The organism is Mycoplasma sp. 2704 (assembly GCF_034863285.1).
Lineage (GTDB): Bacteria > Bacillota_I > Bacilli_A > Mycoplasmatales > Metamycoplasmataceae > Mycoplasmopsis.
On record NZ_JAYFFD010000004.1, the window covers coordinates 24665 to 41111 of the forward strand.

Annotated in this window: 12 protein-coding genes; 8 read left to right on the top strand and 4 right to left on the bottom strand. The window is 29.1% G+C overall.

Annotated features, from left to right (window positions below):
- Positions 1-14: 14 nt before the first annotated feature.
- Positions 15-2855 carry an excinuclease ABC subunit UvrA gene (uvrA, locus tag VBM90_RS02150; RefSeq protein WP_323176714.1) on the bottom strand — a complete coding sequence of 947 codons (2841 nt, stop codon included), beginning with the start codon at positions 2853-2855 and terminating at the stop codon, positions 15-17.
- Positions 2856-2868: 13 nt separating this feature from the next.
- A complete protein-coding gene (gene uvrB, locus VBM90_RS02155) occupies positions 2869-4866 on the bottom strand; it encodes an excinuclease ABC subunit UvrB (RefSeq protein ID WP_323176715.1) in 1998 nt (665 codons plus the stop codon).
- 125 nt (positions 4867-4991) lie between these two features.
- Here uvrB and VBM90_RS02160 point away from each other — a divergent pair, with 125 nt between their 5' ends.
- Together VBM90_RS02160 and VBM90_RS02165 are read left to right on the top strand one after the other, a co-directional pair.
- Positions 4992-5549 carry a hypothetical protein gene (locus VBM90_RS02160; RefSeq protein WP_323176716.1) on the top strand — a complete coding sequence of 186 codons (558 nt, stop codon included), beginning with the start codon at positions 4992-4994 and terminating at the stop codon, positions 5547-5549.
- Between the two features lie 63 nt (positions 5550-5612).
- The gene (locus tag VBM90_RS02165; RefSeq protein WP_323176717.1) at positions 5613-6023 is read left to right on the top strand and encodes a hypothetical protein; all 411 of its coding nucleotides are present in this window, start codon (positions 5613-5615) and stop codon (positions 6021-6023) included.
- 86 nt (positions 6024-6109) lie between these two features.
- Here the strand turns inward: VBM90_RS02165 and VBM90_RS02170 are convergent, their stop codons facing one another.
- On the bottom strand, positions 6110-8698 hold the full coding sequence (locus VBM90_RS02170) for a DNA topoisomerase (ATP-hydrolyzing) (protein WP_323176718.1): 2589 nt from the start codon (positions 8696-8698) through the stop codon (positions 6110-6112).
- A gap of 539 nt (positions 8699-9237) precedes the next feature.
- On the opposite strand from VBM90_RS02170, the gene dnaX reads away from it, so the two are divergent.
- The 6 genes from dnaX to rsmI are packed head-to-tail and all read left to right on the top strand — an operon-like array spanning position 9238 to position 14881.
- Positions 9238-11700, top strand: a complete 2463-nt coding sequence (gene dnaX, locus VBM90_RS02175; protein WP_323176719.1) for a DNA polymerase III subunit gamma/tau — start codon at positions 9238-9240, stop codon at positions 11698-11700.
- Positions 11701-11708: 8 nt separating this feature from the next.
- Entirely contained in the window at positions 11709-11993 is a 285-nt protein-coding gene (locus VBM90_RS02180; RefSeq protein ID WP_257089044.1) for a YbaB/EbfC family nucleoid-associated protein, read from the top strand.
- Positions 11994-11998: 5 nt separating this feature from the next.
- Positions 11999-12583: a toprim domain-containing protein gene (locus VBM90_RS02185; RefSeq protein ID WP_323176720.1), complete on the top strand. Its 585-nt coding sequence runs from the start codon at positions 11999-12001 to the stop codon at positions 12581-12583.
- Between the two features lie 27 nt (positions 12584-12610).
- Positions 12611-13261, top strand: coding sequence for a dTMP kinase (gene tmk / locus VBM90_RS02190; protein ID WP_323176721.1), 651 nt, complete (start codon positions 12611-12613; stop codon positions 13259-13261).
- A complete protein-coding gene (locus tag VBM90_RS02195; protein WP_323176722.1) occupies positions 13261-14181 on the top strand; it encodes a hypothetical protein in 921 nt (306 codons plus the stop codon). Before tmk ends, VBM90_RS02195 begins: the two co-directional genes overlap by 1 nt.
- On the top strand, positions 14174-14881 hold the full coding sequence (rsmI, locus tag VBM90_RS02200; RefSeq protein WP_323176723.1) for a 16S rRNA (cytidine(1402)-2'-O)-methyltransferase: 708 nt from the start codon (positions 14174-14176) through the stop codon (positions 14879-14881). The genes VBM90_RS02195 and rsmI overlap by 8 nt, the downstream gene beginning before the upstream one ends.
- A 35-nt stretch (positions 14882-14916) precedes the next feature.
- Here the strand turns inward: rsmI and VBM90_RS02205 are convergent, their stop codons facing one another.
- Positions 14917-16368: a DUF2130 domain-containing protein gene (locus tag VBM90_RS02205; protein WP_323176724.1), complete on the bottom strand. Its 1452-nt coding sequence runs from the start codon at positions 16366-16368 to the stop codon at positions 14917-14919.
- Positions 16369-16447 lie beyond the last annotated feature (79 nt).

A 16447-nucleotide genomic window follows, 5' to 3' on the forward strand; every position in this document is an offset into this window, starting at 1 on the left:
AATTAAGTTTTTGATTACAAAATTTTCTTAAGAAATTGACCTGTGTAACTTCTTGGATTTACAGCAACTTGTTCAGGTGTCCCTTGAGCAACGATTTGTCCTCCGTGAACTCCTCCATCAGGTCCTAAATCGATAATGTGATCGGAAGATTTGATTACATCTAAGTTGTGTTCGATGACAATAACTGAGTCACCGTTTTCAACAATTCTATTAAGAATATGAATTAATTTCTTAACATCGTGAGTATGTAATCCTGTTGTTGGTTCATCAAGGACATAAACTGTTTTACCTGTTGGTTTCTTTTGCAAGTAAGTTGCTAACTTAACACGTTGTGCTTCTCCACCACTTAAAGTTGTCGACATTTGTCCAAGCTTAATGTAACCTAAACCTACGTCCTGTAGGATTTGAAGTTTTTCAATAATCTTATTTCTGTGCTCAAAAAATACAATCGCTTCATCAACACTCATATCTAAAACTTGAGAAATATTTTTGTTGTGGTACTTTATTTCAAGTGTTTCTTTATTGTATCTTTGACCATCACATTGATCACAAGGCACATAAACATCAGGTAAAAAGTGCATTTCAATTTTTATGAAACCATCTCCTGAACATTTTTCACATCTACCACCAGGCACATTGAAACTGAATCTACTTTTTGTATATCCTCTAATTCTGGATTCTTCAATGTTTTCGTAAATTTCTCTAATATCATCAAATACACCTGTGTAAGTAGCAGGGTTTGATCTTGGAGTTTTTCCAATTGGCGACTGAGAAACTGCAATAACTTTATCAATGTTATTTAAGCCTGAAATAGTTTTAAATTTAGCTTTCTTGTGATTTAAACCTTCGCTAAGTCCGATTGAATGTTGAATTCCTCTAACTAAAATTTCATTAACTAATGTACTTTTTCCTGATCCTGAAACTCCAGTCACTGCAACTAATTTACCTAGAGGAATAGTTACATCAATATTTTTAAGGTTATTTTCTCTAGCTCCATAAATAGTAACTTGTTTACCATTGCCACCTCTACGTGTTGCTGGAACTTCGATTTTTCATTCACCAGATAAATATTTAGCTGTAATTGAATTTTTTGATTTTACTATTTCATCTAAAGTACCTTGAGCAACTACTGTTCCACCATTTAATCCGGCTTCTGGTCCTATATCAACGATATAGTCAGATGCAAACATTGTGTCTTCATCATGTTCGACAACAATTAATGTGTTTCCAATATCAACCATTTTTCTAAGCGCATCAATAAGTTTTAAGTTATCCTTTTGATGTAATCCAATTGATGGTTCATCTAAAACATATAAAACACCTGTTAAATTTGAACCAATTTGAGTAGCTAATCTAATACGTTGTGCTTCTCCACCACTTAAACTTTCAGCACTACGGTTAAGGGTTAAATAGTCAAGGCCTACATTTTTAAGGAAGCTTAATCTGTCGATTAATTCCTTTGTAATTAATGATGAAATTTGCTTGTCATTATCATTTAATGTATCAATTAATTTATTAACTGCTACAAGTGAATCTTCGATTGATAAAGCAATAAAATCATAAATATTTTTATTATCTAATTTAACTGCTAATGCATACTCATTTAATCTTGAACCCTTACATACTGAACAAGTGAATGAACCCATATATTTTTTAAGGTAATCTCTTCTTCTATCTGAAGTAGTTTCATAATACATTTTTTCAATCTTAGTTAAGATACCATCAATTTCTTTTTCTCTTCTGATGATGTTATTTGATGAAGAAACCAATGTGTAAGCGATAGGTTCATGTGAACCATATTTAATTATTTCAAGCTCCTTTTCTCATAAATCTTCAATAGGTGTGTTTTTATTTATATTGTAGTAATTTAAAAGTTGATCAAACTCTTGTCATTCAAGGTTTTGAGTATTCACTGTATTTTGGAAATATTCAATACCACCTTCGTTAATTGATCTTCAAGGTTCAGGAACAATTGAATCAAAGTCAGCTTTAAACTCAAGACCTAAACCTTTACAGTTATCACACATTCCATATGGAGCATTGAATGAGAATAATCTTGTTTCAATTTTAGGCATATTGAAATCTTTGTAGATGCAAGAGTATGTTTTTGAGAATATAAATGTTTTATCTAAGTCAACATTTTCAACCTTAATCAATCCATCTGCATATTCAGTTGCAATTTCTAAAGCTTGTGAAATTCTATTGTAATTTTCTTCAGTTAATCTAACACGATCAATTACTAATTCTATAGTGTGCTTGTTGTTTTTGGTCAAATCAATAGGTTCATCAAGCATCATATACATACCGTTAACTTTAACTCTTAAGAAACCTTCTTTTTTAAGCTTTTCAAAAAGATTTTGATGTGTTCCTTTTTCTCCATCGACTAATGGGGCTAAAATAACAAGTCTTGAATTAGGTTCTTGTTCATAAATTGAATTTAAAATGTCTTTAGTTGTCTGAGTTGAAATTTCAATGTTATGTGTAGGACAATATGGTTTGCCAATTCTTGCGAAAAGTAATCTGAAATAATCATAAATTTCAGTAACTGTCCCAACAGTAGATCTAGGGTTATTATGAACAGTTTTTTGTTCAATTGAAATCGATGGACTTAATCCTTCGATTTTGTCAACATCCGGTTTTTTAGTCCCTCCTAAAAACATTCTTGCATAAGATGAAAGAGAATCGACATATCTTCTTCTTCCTTCTTCATAGATTGTGTTAAACGCAAGTGAACTTTTACCACTACCACTAAGACCTGTAAATACAATTAACTTATTTTTAGGTAAAGTTAAATCAACATTCTTAAGGTTATTTTCTCTAGCTCCCTGAATAATTAATAAATTTTCTTTACTCATTTAATACTCCTTTCTATTTTGTTTCTTGTAATTCTAATAATATATTTCTAAGCTCAATAGCTCTTTCATAATCAAGCTCTTTTGCAGCTTGATTCATTTGATTTCTAATATCGTCAATAATTTCTTGCTTAGCTTTCTTATCAATTTTGTCGCCTGATTTAGTTTTGTTCTGTTTAGCTAAAATAGCTTCAACAGCATTTGTAATATCGTGACCATGAATTGGCTCACTTATAGGTTTTATAATTGTTCTAGGTACAATTCCGTGTTTTTCATTGTAAGCAAGCTGAATACGTCTTTTTTCTTCATTATCATCCATACAAATTTTCATAGCTTCAGTGATTCTATCAGCATAGAAAACTGCTTTACCATTTGCGTTACGAGCTGCACGACCTGTAATCTGAATTAAACTTCTCGCATTACGCATAAAACCAGCTACATCTGCATCTAAAACAAGTACTCTAGAAACTTCAGGTATATCGATACCTTCACGTAAAAGGTTAATCCCGACAATAACTTCGTAAATACCTTTTCTAAGCTTTCTAATAATTTCATTTCTAACAAAAGTGTTATGTTCTGAGTGAATGTAAGCAGCTTTAATTCCGTGCTCAATTAAGTAAGTCGATAACTCTTCAGCGCTTCTTTTTGTCACTGTTAGAATGATTGTTTTTTCACCAGTTTCTCTTTGTTTTATTATGATGTCATAGATGTCTTCAATTTGATTTTGCTTTGGTTTAATAATAATTTCAGGATCAACTAATCCAGTAGGACGAACATAAAGTTTTGAAATATTACTTGGTTCAGTTTTTTCAAGTTCATAATCGCCCGGTGTTGCTGAAATGTAAATTCTAGGAAACTTAAATTCAGTTTCTCATTCATTAAACATTAAAGGTCTGTTATCAAAAGCAGATGGTAATCTAAAACCATAATTAACAAGTTTTTCTTTTCTTGATCTATCCCCTTTATACATTGCTCCTAATTGTGGAATAAACATATGTGACTCATCAATTAACATTAATGAATCTTCAGGGAAGTAATCTAAAATTGTGTATGGTCTTTGACCGAAAGTTCTACCATCAAGGTACATTGAGTAATTTTCTATACCTTTGCAAGTACCAAATTCTTTCATATCGTCAATATCATTTTTGACTCTTTGAGATAATCTAGCAGACTCAAGAATTTTCTGTTCTTTAACAAACTTTGCAATTGATTGCGCTAATTCTTCTTCAATTTTTGGAATTATCCTATCAAAAACAGTTTTATCTGTAGCATACTCATCTCCAGGTGAAAGTACATAGATATTATGTTTTTTAGAGACTTCCTTTGTAAGTGGATCTATTGTTGCAATATCTTCAATTTCATCTCCAAAAAATGAAATCCTAATTGCATGATTTTCAGAATCAGCAGGTCTAACAATTACCGTGTCACCTTTAACTGTGAAATCTCCAGGAGACTGGTCTATATCATTTCTATCATATTTAATTTTGATAAGTTGTGTGATAAAGTTATTCAACCCGATTTCTTGACCTTTGTAAAATCTAAAGAATGAATCTTTATAAACATCTGGAGAAAGTGCTCCATAAATAGCTGAAACACTGGCCACAACAATTACATCTTTACGTGTAATTAATGAATTAATTGCACTCATTCTTAAGATTTCAATTTGCTCATTAGTTTTAGAATCCTTTTCAATATAAACATCAGTACTTGGTTCATATGCTTCAGGTCTGAAAAAGTCAAAGTAACTAATGTAATATTCAACTGCATTATTAGGGAAAAATGACTTTAGCTCACTATATAACTGACTTGCTAAAGTCTTGTTATGAGACAAAATAATAGTAGGTCTATTAACTTCTTTAATAACATTAGCAATAGTAAAAGTTTTTCCTGAACCTGTCACTCCTAAAAGAACTTGGTCAGTATTTCCTTTTTTAACACCCTCTGCTAATTCTTTAATTGCTTTAGGTTGGTCGCCTTGTGGTTTATAGTCTGCTTTTAAATCGAATATACTCATGATTAATATATTATATATGTTAATTTTTAGCATAATATTCTTTTAAAAATGACTAAAAAGTCTATTTTTTAGACTTAAAATCTGATAAATCTTTATAATTAAATTTATTAACTAACAGGAGAGATGTGAAAAAGAAAATTAATAAGAAAACCTTAATATGAATAATTTGAGCATCATTTTTAATGGTCTGTGGCTTAGGTGTGACTATAGCAAGAATTGTTATTACTGTGCAAAATTCAAATAGACACTACGAAATACCTAAAAGAGAAGTCGAAATTAATTTTTTATACAAAAATGAAATTGTTTACTCCTATATGCATTCAATAGATGCTGATGAATATATTCAATTTTTTGAAGTAGATGATGAGAATTTACCTGAAGAATATAAGACAGGTGAATATGAATATAACAAAAACACTTATGCTCTAGATGATACAGAAACTATAAATATAACTATCACCAAAAAACGTGCTCCTGTTACTATGTTCCCATACACATTTGAATTTGTGAACGATAATGATGAAGTGATTTTCACAAATACAACTAACTTGCCTGATTACTTTTATTACTATGACGTAGCTAAATTAGTTCCGGAAGGTTACAAAATGACTACTGAATCAACAAGAATTGATATCAACAAATCACAAACAACCTACAAGATAACTGTTATTCCGACAAATTAGTTAAACTAACTCAAATAATATATAATTAATATGTTATATAGTTAAAATATAACGAGTATAAAAATGGAAACATCGGTTATTATGAACAAACAACAAAGCAATTTATCTAAACCCATTTTAGCTTTATCAATTGTAAACCTTTTATTATGAATAGTTTTTGCAGTTGTTATTTTCTTATTCTCTGTAGCAGTTGCTGGTGTATCTGCAACAATAACAGATTCAGGTGATGGAACCTATGAAAAAGACTATTCTGATGTTGCAGCATTCATGGTATCATACATTATAGTTTTTGGTATTCTTGGATTTATATCTTTTGCAACAGGACTTACAGGATTTATTCTCGTAATCATAGGAGCGATAAGAGTTTCATCACAAAATACAGCTGTAATGGTGCTTTACATAATTTCTATTTTCTTAGGACCATTATTCTCAATGATTGGCGCAATAATTGCTTTAAAGAATAAAATAGTTTAGATGAATTAATAATTGAATAGCTAAAAAATAGCTATTCTTTTTTTAATCAAATTTTGCAAATAAAAAAATATCCCATTGCTGAGATATTATTTCTTTGTACTCTTAGTTAATTCATCAATACGTCTTAAAATGTCATCTAAACTTTTTGAAACATTAGAAACTACAGTATCTGTCTTCTCTAATAGATCTTTTTCTTTCTTCACTTGCTCTTGGGTGAATAAGTTTTGCGCAATTGCATAATCCTTATCAAAATATTTAACATTAAATGACATTTTGTAAATACTTGGAACATCTATATTATAAACTCTTGCGCTATCGCTTGAAACGCCATATGATTTAACAGATTCAATAATTGTGTGCTCAAAATCATCTTTAATGTAGATAACTGATTCATCATTGATTGGCTCACAAACGTATGGAATAAATTTCTTATTATCTTTTAATAAAGGTTTACCTTTAATATTTTTAGGTACAGATGGTAATTTAGATGAATTAATTTTAATAATTTGTCCATTTGTTGATAAGATACCAACCATTTGATCTGATTTAACACAAGTAAATGTAGCAATCTTATCATCAAGTGATAAGTAAACCCCTTTATTACCTTTAGCTTTAGTTCCAAATTGTGGTAATTCAGTTTCAGAATACTTAGTTACATTACCTTTTTCAGTAATTATGATTGCGTTAGTTGTTCCATCTGTCATAACAGCATTAACAACTGCATCTGTTTTTTCAATATTAATAGCTTTGTAAATTTTATTAACCCTTGAAACTTCAAAATCTTTAAGCACTGTTTTCTTAACATATCCATCTTTTGTTGCTAGAGCAATGTAAGATAAAATATTTCAATCTGAAACTTCAAACACTCCCACAATTTCATCCATCACACGGATATCTACATAAGCAGATAAGTGAGTTCCATTGTCTTTTCATTTATCTTCTGGAATTTTGTAAGCAGGGAACACGATGTAGTTACCTTGAGCTGTAATGAAAATTAAGTTATGTAACGAATTTACTTTTCCGAAGAAAACTAAATAGTCATCATCTTTAAGTCCATAATTTTCAATCTTATTACTATCAAGAACTTTTTGTGAGAATCTCTTAATGTATCCAGCTCTTGAAACTCCAATGTTAAGAATTTCTTCTTTGACTAAATCGGTTTGATCATAGCTAAAGTCATATTCTTGATCTTCGATTTGAGTTTTTCTTGGAGTTCCAAATTTAACTTTAATTTCCATTAATTGTTCAATAATGTACTGATCAAACGCTTTTGGATCAATAAGCAATTTGGAAATTTTCTTAATGTCTTTTTCTAATTGTATTTTTTCATTCAAGTAGGCTTGCTTATCTGTTTTAGATAAACGGTAAAGTCTCATTTCAGCAATAGCTGTTGCTTGATTTTGTGTAAATCCAAACTCTTTAATTAAGTTTTGAATAACACCAGCTTTAGAACCTTCTGATCTTCTAATAACTGCAATAACTTCATCTGAAATTTCTGAAACCTTAATAAACCCTTCTACAAGCTCTAAACGTAATTTAAGTTTTTCTAAATCGTATGTTAAAGTCTTAACTTTAATATCTTTAACGTGAGCTACGTAAGCATCTAGAAGCCCAATTACACCAAGTGTAACAGGCTCATTTTTAAGGATGCAAGTATTGTTGTATGTGTAAATAACTTGCATATTTGTTTTTTGAAGTAAGTAATTTAAAATACTACGTTCATTAGCATTTTTATTTAAAGTAATTAAAATGCTAATGCCATCTCTATCTGATTGATCCTTAATTTCTGTAATTCCATCAATTAACTTATCTTTAATAATTTTGTCAATCTCATAAACTAATTTCGACTTCACTACACCATAAGGAATCTCTGTGATTTCAATATATTTATGTTTTTCATCTTCAGAAGTTGTGTATTTAGAAAACAATCTGATTTTGTTTTTTGTATTGTTTCCAAATTCAAGCGCTTCTAAGATACCTTTGTTCCCTTTGATTACACCACCTGTTGGGAAATCAGGACCCTTAACGATTTTTGAAATTTCATCAAAATGTGAAAATGGATTTGTAATTCTGTAGATAGCTCCATCAATAATTTCATTTAAGTTATGTGGGGGCATTTCAGTTGCCATACCTACAGCAATACCTGAAGCACCATTAACAAGTAAGTTAGGGAATAATGATGGTAAAACTATTGGTTCAATTTCTGAATCATCAAAGTTAGGAGCAAACTTAACTGGATTTTTCTTAATTTCACCTAAAACATATTCAGCAATAGGCGACATTCTAACCTCTGTATAACGCATAGCGGCAGCAGGGTCGTTATCAATAGAACCGACATTACCGTGCATATCAAGTAATGGGTGATTGATTTTTCATCATTGAGACATATTAACCATAGCTTCATAAACTGAAGAATCACCGTGTGGGTGATATTTACCAATTACATCCCCTACAACACGAGCTGACTTTTTATATGGTTTATCGTGAGTTAAACCAAGTCCCAACATAGAATATAAAATTCTACGTTGAACTGGTTTCAGACCATCACGTGCTTCTGGAATAGCTCTATTTTGAATAACGTATTTTGAATATCTACCAAAACGATCATCCATAATCTTATCTAATGACTGTCTGATAATTTTGTCTGCAATTTTTTGTTCTAAGTTTTTTTTCATACTTACTCCTACTTAAATGCTTGTTAATTAAAATTATAATTTATTATATAGATGCTAATTACAATTTTTAAAGTATATTCATAGGTATCGAAATAAAAATTTGGAAGATTAAAAAATATGAAGGATTTAAGACTTTTTATAGTAAAATAACATAAGAAAAACAGCATGTATTTTTGCAAAAATATATATGCACAATTCATAAAAATTATCATTATAAAAATAGTTTAAATAAAGGATAAAAATGCGTAAAGTAGTTAGATTAAAAAACAAATTACGTGCTGAAGCTCGTGCTAAAAAACTTGCAAAAGAACGTGCAAGAGACGCTAGAAGAGCTGCTAGAAGCGCTGAATAATCAAGGCCTTTCGGTCTTTTTTTATGCTTATTCACTAAATTAAGCTTTTTTGACTTTTATTCCTAGCACATAGGTATAAAAGTTTTTTAAAACTTTTAAAAAACTATATGTTTTTTATTAGTATAATAATTAAAATAAAGATTTTATCTTTTATGTCAATATCAAATTTTAAGAAGGGTAATTAAACATGGAATATAAAGCGTTGTATAGAAAATATCGTCCAAAAACATTTGATGATGTTATAGGCCAAGAGCACATAATTTTATCTTTGAAAAACATTTTAAAGACTAACAAAATATCACATGCTTATTTATTTTCAGGGCCAAAAGGAACTGGTAAAACATCGATTGCAAAAATATTTGCAATGATGTTAAATTGTGTTCATAAAGATCCTGCTGATGTTCTTAATCCATGTGAAATTTGCTTAAGTAATTTAAACAACAATATTGACATAATCGAAATGGATGCTGCATCAAATAATGGTGTTGATGAAATTAGAGATCTTAAGGAAAAAATTGAGCAAACGCCTATGAATGGTAAATACAAAATTTACATCATAGATGAGGTTCATATGCTTACAAAAAGTGCTTTTAATGCATTATTAAAAACACTTGAAGAACCACCTAAACACGCTATTTTCATTTTAGCGACAACAGACTTACATAAAATTCCTTTAACAATCAGATCAAGAGTTCAAAACTTTGTGTTCCATAGAATGAATGATGATAATATCATTAAACAACTTTCAAAAGTTTTCAACCAAGAACATATAAAATATGATACTCAAGCTCTTAAACTCATCGCAAGATTATCTAGCGGTGGTATGAGGGATGCGCTTACAATTGCCGACCAAGTTAGTATGTTGCATTCAGGTATCATAAGTGCTGAATCAATTTATCAAAACTTCGGTGTTTTATCATCAGAGCAAATTGTTAAAATCTTCCAATTAATTTCTATTAACAATGGAACTAAATTAATTTCATTATTAAATGAATTCCAAAATAACGGTGTTGAACCTCAGCAATTCGTTTTGAGTTTAGTTAACTTCTTAAAAGAAAAGATAATATTATCTAAAACAAATAATGTAAGTTTATTAAGTTGATTTGAACCTGAAGAGTTATCATCAGTTCACTTAGATAATAAAACTTGTTTTGAATTAACTGACATATTCTATGATATGTTAATTAAAGTTAACAAAAGCGAATATCCATTTGAAATTATTCAATTAGGTGTTTTGAAAGCTTTAAATGCTATCAATCCTAGTTTACATGAAGATTCAGATGAAACTTATGTTGCACCTGTATTTATCAAACCTGTGTTTAACAAAGAAAATCACAAAACTTCAACTAATAATGTTTTCACAGAAACTAAAGAAATTATTGAAGAAGAATTAACTTCTAATGAACCTCAAAATAATATTTCAATGGAAGTCGACAAAAATGAAAACACTATTCTCCAAGACATAAAAGTTGAAGAAATTGAAGATGATGGTTTTATAGATAACTCATTTTTGAGTGAAAAAATAGAAGAAGAAAAACTTGAGGAAGAAAAGTTTGTTTTAACAACTGAAAACATTTTTTCAGTTATATCCGGTAACTTTGATATTGAAATAAATCAGGTAAATCAGGAGTCCTCACAAACACAAACAGAGGAAATTAAGAAAGAAACTGAAGAAAAAGTTGAACAAGAAACAAAACAATCAGATAATCATTTTGCTGATGCATTAATAATTCCTGAAATTGAACCTGTCGGGAATGGATTAACTGATGAATTTACACCTTATCAACAAGAAAACGTACCTACTGAAGCGCAAGAAGAAAAAAACATCTTACTTGAATCTTTAGAAATTAATAAAGCACTCACAAAGGAAATTTCTGATCAAGTTAATAAAACAAATGAATTTATTATCCAAAAACACGAATTATCAAGTGATTTTGATGATGTTAATGATGATATTATCCAATTACAATCAGATACATCAACAAATAAAATATTAATTAACACTCGTGAAGTAGAAGTTCCTAAGTTTGGTGAAACAATGGAATTTGTAGAGGAAGTTCAAAAAGAAATTCAGGAAGAAATAAAAGAAGAAGAAAAACTCCTAGAACCTGAAGAAATTCCAACTAATGATGAACCAATACAAATTGGTGAACCACAAGAAGTTAATGTTTTCGAATATATATACAACACTCTTTGATCTAAAGAAGATCCATCACGTGATAAAGTAGCTCAATTCCAAAGATCAATTAATCAAGATTTAGCAATAATCACTCAAAACAAACCTGAGTTTTCTGAGATTGCTGAGTTGTTTGAAGACTCATTAATTATGGCTGCTTCAGAATATTTCATTAACATTTACAATAAAGATACTGCTAAAGTTAATAAGCTAAAAGAGCTTGCTAACACACCTAAAATGCAAGAATTTGTTAAATATGTTTTTGATAACAAAAACAAATATATTTATCCAGTTGATGCAGCAGCTCTTGCTAAAATTAGAGAAACAATTGGACAAAATAAAGACATCCAAATTGCAGATTATAAACCTAAAAAATGAGAAGATGAGTTTGCACAAAACACTTTAACTGACTTAACTCAAATTGGTAAATTATTATTAGGTGATGATGAAGAATTAGAAATCGAATATGAATAGAGGTTATTATGAATAATGATTTTTTAAGAAGAATTAAAAATATGCAAAAAGAATTAGAAACAAAACAAAAAGAATTAGATGAAAAAACATTCACAGTTTCTAAACAAGGTATTGAAGTAGTTCTTAAAGGAGATATGTCAATCGTTTCAATTGAAATTGATGAATTATTAATTGATCCTGAAGATAAAGACATTCTTCAAGACTTAATTACAATAGCGATCAATGAAGGTATTGATTTAATCAAAGAAGAGCAAGATAAATTAGCTCCATCAATGCCTGGAATGCCATTTTAATAAGAATGTTTAATACTGAACAAATTAACAAATTTTTAGAAGTTATCAGGCAAATTCCTGGTATTTCTAAAAAACAAGCTGAAAAAATTGTTTATTGAATATTAGAAGCTGAAAAAGAGCAAGTACAACAAGTTGCACAAGCTTTTATCGATGTAAAAGAAAAAACAACATTTTGTCCTATTTGTTCGCAAGTTATTGAAAACAATTATTGCAGTATTTGTGACAATAGTTCAAGAGATAACACGTTGTTAATTGTGGAAAACAGACAAGTTATGCAAAAAATTGAAGATGCTAATATTTACAACGGTAAGTATTATGTATTTTCACATCTAATTATCAATGAATATGAGGAGCAAAAGTATCAAAAAGAAATTCAAAAACTTTTAGATTATGCTCAAAAATTTGATGAAATTATTTTAGGGATTTCTCCAAGCATAAAAGGTGAGGTAACTAATGAATTCCTTAAGGAGAAACTTACTAAACAGAATTTAAAAGTGACAAGATTAGCCATTGGTTTACCAGTGGGTTCATCAGTTGACTACATTGATGCTATCACTTTAAAATTCTCACTTATAAATAGACAAAAATAAATTAATTACAATCATCTGGAGGAAACTATGTTTATATCATTTGAAGGTTTAGACGGTAGTGGTAAAACTACTTTAACACAGAAACTTTACGTAAAATTTCAGGAACTTTACCCACACATTCCTGCTCTTTGAACAAGAGAACCTGGTGGTAGAGGGATTAAAGAAGCTGAAAAAATTAGAGAAATTATTTTAAGCAAAGAATCAGATCTTTCACCTGTTGCTGAAGCTCTTTTATACACAACAAGTAGAAGAATTCACTTAGAAAAAGTAATTTGACCAGCACTTAAAGAAAATAAAATTCTTATTTGTGATAGATATGTAGATAGCTTTTATGCATATCAAGGATATGCAAGAAATTTAGGTATTGAATTTACAAAAGCTATTACTAACATAGTTATTAATGGGACAATGCCAGATATTACAATTTTCTTAAATTTAACTCCAGAGCAAGCTAAAAAGCGTCGTGAAGAAACAAGATTAGTTGAAGACAGAATGGAACAAGAAAAATTACAATTCCACCACGATGTTTACAAAGGGTACTTAGAAATGATTAAATCAGACCCTCAACGTTTCATTATTATTGACGCTACTCAAACAGAAGATGAAGTTTTAGAAGATATTATCAAGCAGTTACAACAAAGTCCAAAATTTTTATCTTACCTTAAATCATTTGAGTAATGATTAATCAATCTATATTAAAGTCAATAAATGATTCAGCAAAATTAAATAAGCTAAATCATTTATTTTTATTAACTGCTAGTAGTAACTACAATTTTGACAACGATTTGTTAGATTTTATCAACAAGATTAACCCTGCTCCAATAGCTAAATTAGACAAATTAAACCTGCCATCTAACATTTACTATTTAGACGGTTCAGAAGAACCTATTAAAAAAGAAGAATTTGAAAATGTTTTTAATGAAGTTTCTTATTCAAGCAACTTTGATAAGTACAAAATAGTTATCATTAAAAACATTGAAAACTCTTCATTAATTGCACTTAATTCACTTTTAAAATCAATTGAAGAACCATCAGATAAAGTTGTTATTATAATGACAACAAACAATCTGAATAATGTTCTTCCAACCATATTATCACGTGCACAAGTCTTAAAAGTTGATATTCTCTCACCTGATATAATAGAAGAAAAATTTGCTTCATTGAAAAATGATCCAACTTTTTCAGTTGTCAAAATGCTTTCTAACGATTTAACTTTTTTAACTGAAGCTTCTGAAAACTTAGTTAAATATCAACACCTTATTGCAGGTTTCATAATTGCTACGAGACAATCTTTATTAAATAAAATTTATATGTTTGAATATTTAGATAGAACACTAATAAATAAGGATAACGATAAAGATGCACACTTTGTTTTATCACTATTAAAAGCATTCATATTAGGTAAGTTTTTAGAATTCCAAACATTACCATTGCACAAAGAACTAAATAAACTAAGACAAGAATTATTAGAAAAGCACCCTAACTTATTAACATTTATAGTTGACTTAGATGACTTTAATAACTCAAAAAACTTTCAAGGTAATTTTGAATTACATAAACAACTTTTATTAAACAAATTAATGGAGTACTATGGCTAAATTATATATTGTAGGAACACCAATCGGTAATCTTGAAGATATAACTTTAAGGGCGTTAAGAACTTTACAAGAGGTAAACATAATTGCTTGCGAAGACACAAGAGTCACTTCTAAACTTCTTCAAAGATATGAAATATCAAATAAAAAATTATTAACATACAATAATTTCACCGAAAAACATAGTGCTCAAGGAATTATTAACTTAATATCTAATGGAGAAGACGTTGCTTTAGTATCTGATGCAGGTATGCCTGTTGTATCAGATCCTGGATTTGAAGTTATTGCAGAAGCAAGAAAAAACAACATAGATATCGAAATTATTCCAGGTGTAAATGCAGCTATAACAGCATTTGTTGCTTCTAACTTTACTAATGACTTTACATTTCACGGTTTTATTAAAGACAAAACTCAACAAAGAATTAATCAACTTAAAGAATTGAATATCGGTACACACATTTATTATGTGTCGCCTCATAAATTAATCTCAACTTTAGAAGACATTAATTCTGTATTTAATGGACAAGAAAAAATTTGTTTAGCTAAAGAACTTACAAAACTACACGAAAATCTTTTTTATGGGTCTGCTAGCGAAATTCTTCAGCACTTTGCAAATTTAGACTCTATTAAAGGTGAGTTTACAATGGTTCTGAATTTACCTAAAATCAAAAGAGAAAAAGTAAATAAATATAAAAAGGATTAGAAAAAATCAGCAGTTTATTTGCTGATTTTCTTTTTCTATTCTTCTTCTACTTCAACTATGTGAGCTTCTTGTGCTCCCTCGATTAAATGTGGAGTTTTAGCTTCGACAGATTGTGGTGCACTATCTCAATTAACTTTTTTCATTTTCTTAGTTAATTTGAATTTTTCAACTTCATCAACTAAGTATCTGAATTTTCTTTCAAGATCATTTGTAAGTAAGTTTTCAAGTGTATTAGCTGAATCTTGAATTTTTTCAACTTGTTTCTTCATATCAGTCGCAACTTTATTAAGTGCTTCTAATCTTGTTTCTAAAAGTTTATTTTTGAATTGTTCAAATTCTTCAAGAATTTTCATTTTATCTCTAAGTTCGACAAAATTGAATTCAGAAGCCTTTAAAAACATATAACGTTGTAGTTGCAACATTTGAATCATAAATGGTAATCTTATTACTCAAACTTGGTTCTTGTTATCTTTATCTCTTTCAATCTTTACAAGAAAGTCATCTTCTTTTTCCAATTCAGTAACTAGGAATGCAGTTTCTGCGTGACGAGCTTTTTGATCTTTGATTAATTTATTTATGAATTGTGAGTTCTTTTGTGAGCCATTTTCCGTTTCTGATTTTGCTTCAATAACAACAGAACCAATTTTCACTCTATTATTATTTTCGTTCTTGTAGAAAGTAACTAAGAAGTCTGGTTTTGTACCATCAATATTAGTTGTTGTTTTTTCATAATCAACTAAATCATCCAAGTTCGTGTACTGATCTAATAAGTGAGCGATTTGTTCTTCAAAGTTTTCTCCAACTCTCTTTGAAGATAATAATGATTTACTTGTTTTAAGAGCATCAATTGTGTCGTTGGCAGCTTCTAATCTATTTTGAACTTCAATTTTTTCTTTTTTAAGTTCTTCAATTTGCTCTTTAAAATTGTTTTTTAATTCTTCGATAATTTGATTATTCTTAACTTGATTTTCTTTTTCTAATTCTTTTTTGTATTCTTCTTTAGCTTTCTCTATTGCTTTAATATTATTTAGTTCAAGCTTGCTTTTCTCAGCTTCAATTGTCGAATTCATAGAAGCATTTAATTCACTTAACTGATTTTTTAAATCATTATAAGCATTAGCTTGCTTTTGTTTTTCTATTTCTTGAGCTAATTTAAATGATGATTCTAATTTTTCAATTTCGTCTTGTCTTGCTCTTTTTGAGACTTCAAGTTCTGTTTTTAGTGAAGCAATCTTTTTATCATACTCATCAATCACACCTTGAACATTGACCTTATATTCAGGTAAATTTGTAAGATTTTCAAGTATTTCTGTTTTTACTTGATTTCTAATATCGTCATTTCTTTCATTGTTTATGCTGCTACTTAAAATGAATAATTCTTTATTACTTAAGCTTGACAAATCAATAATATCACCAGCATAAGCATTTTCAATCAAAACCAATTTCATTGGATTTTGTTCACTAAATCTAAATTCAATCTTTTTCATATAAACGTCCCTTCCGAATTGTTTTTTGTCCTATATTTTTATTATACTTTTTTTTTTTTTTTACATTCGCCCCTAATTT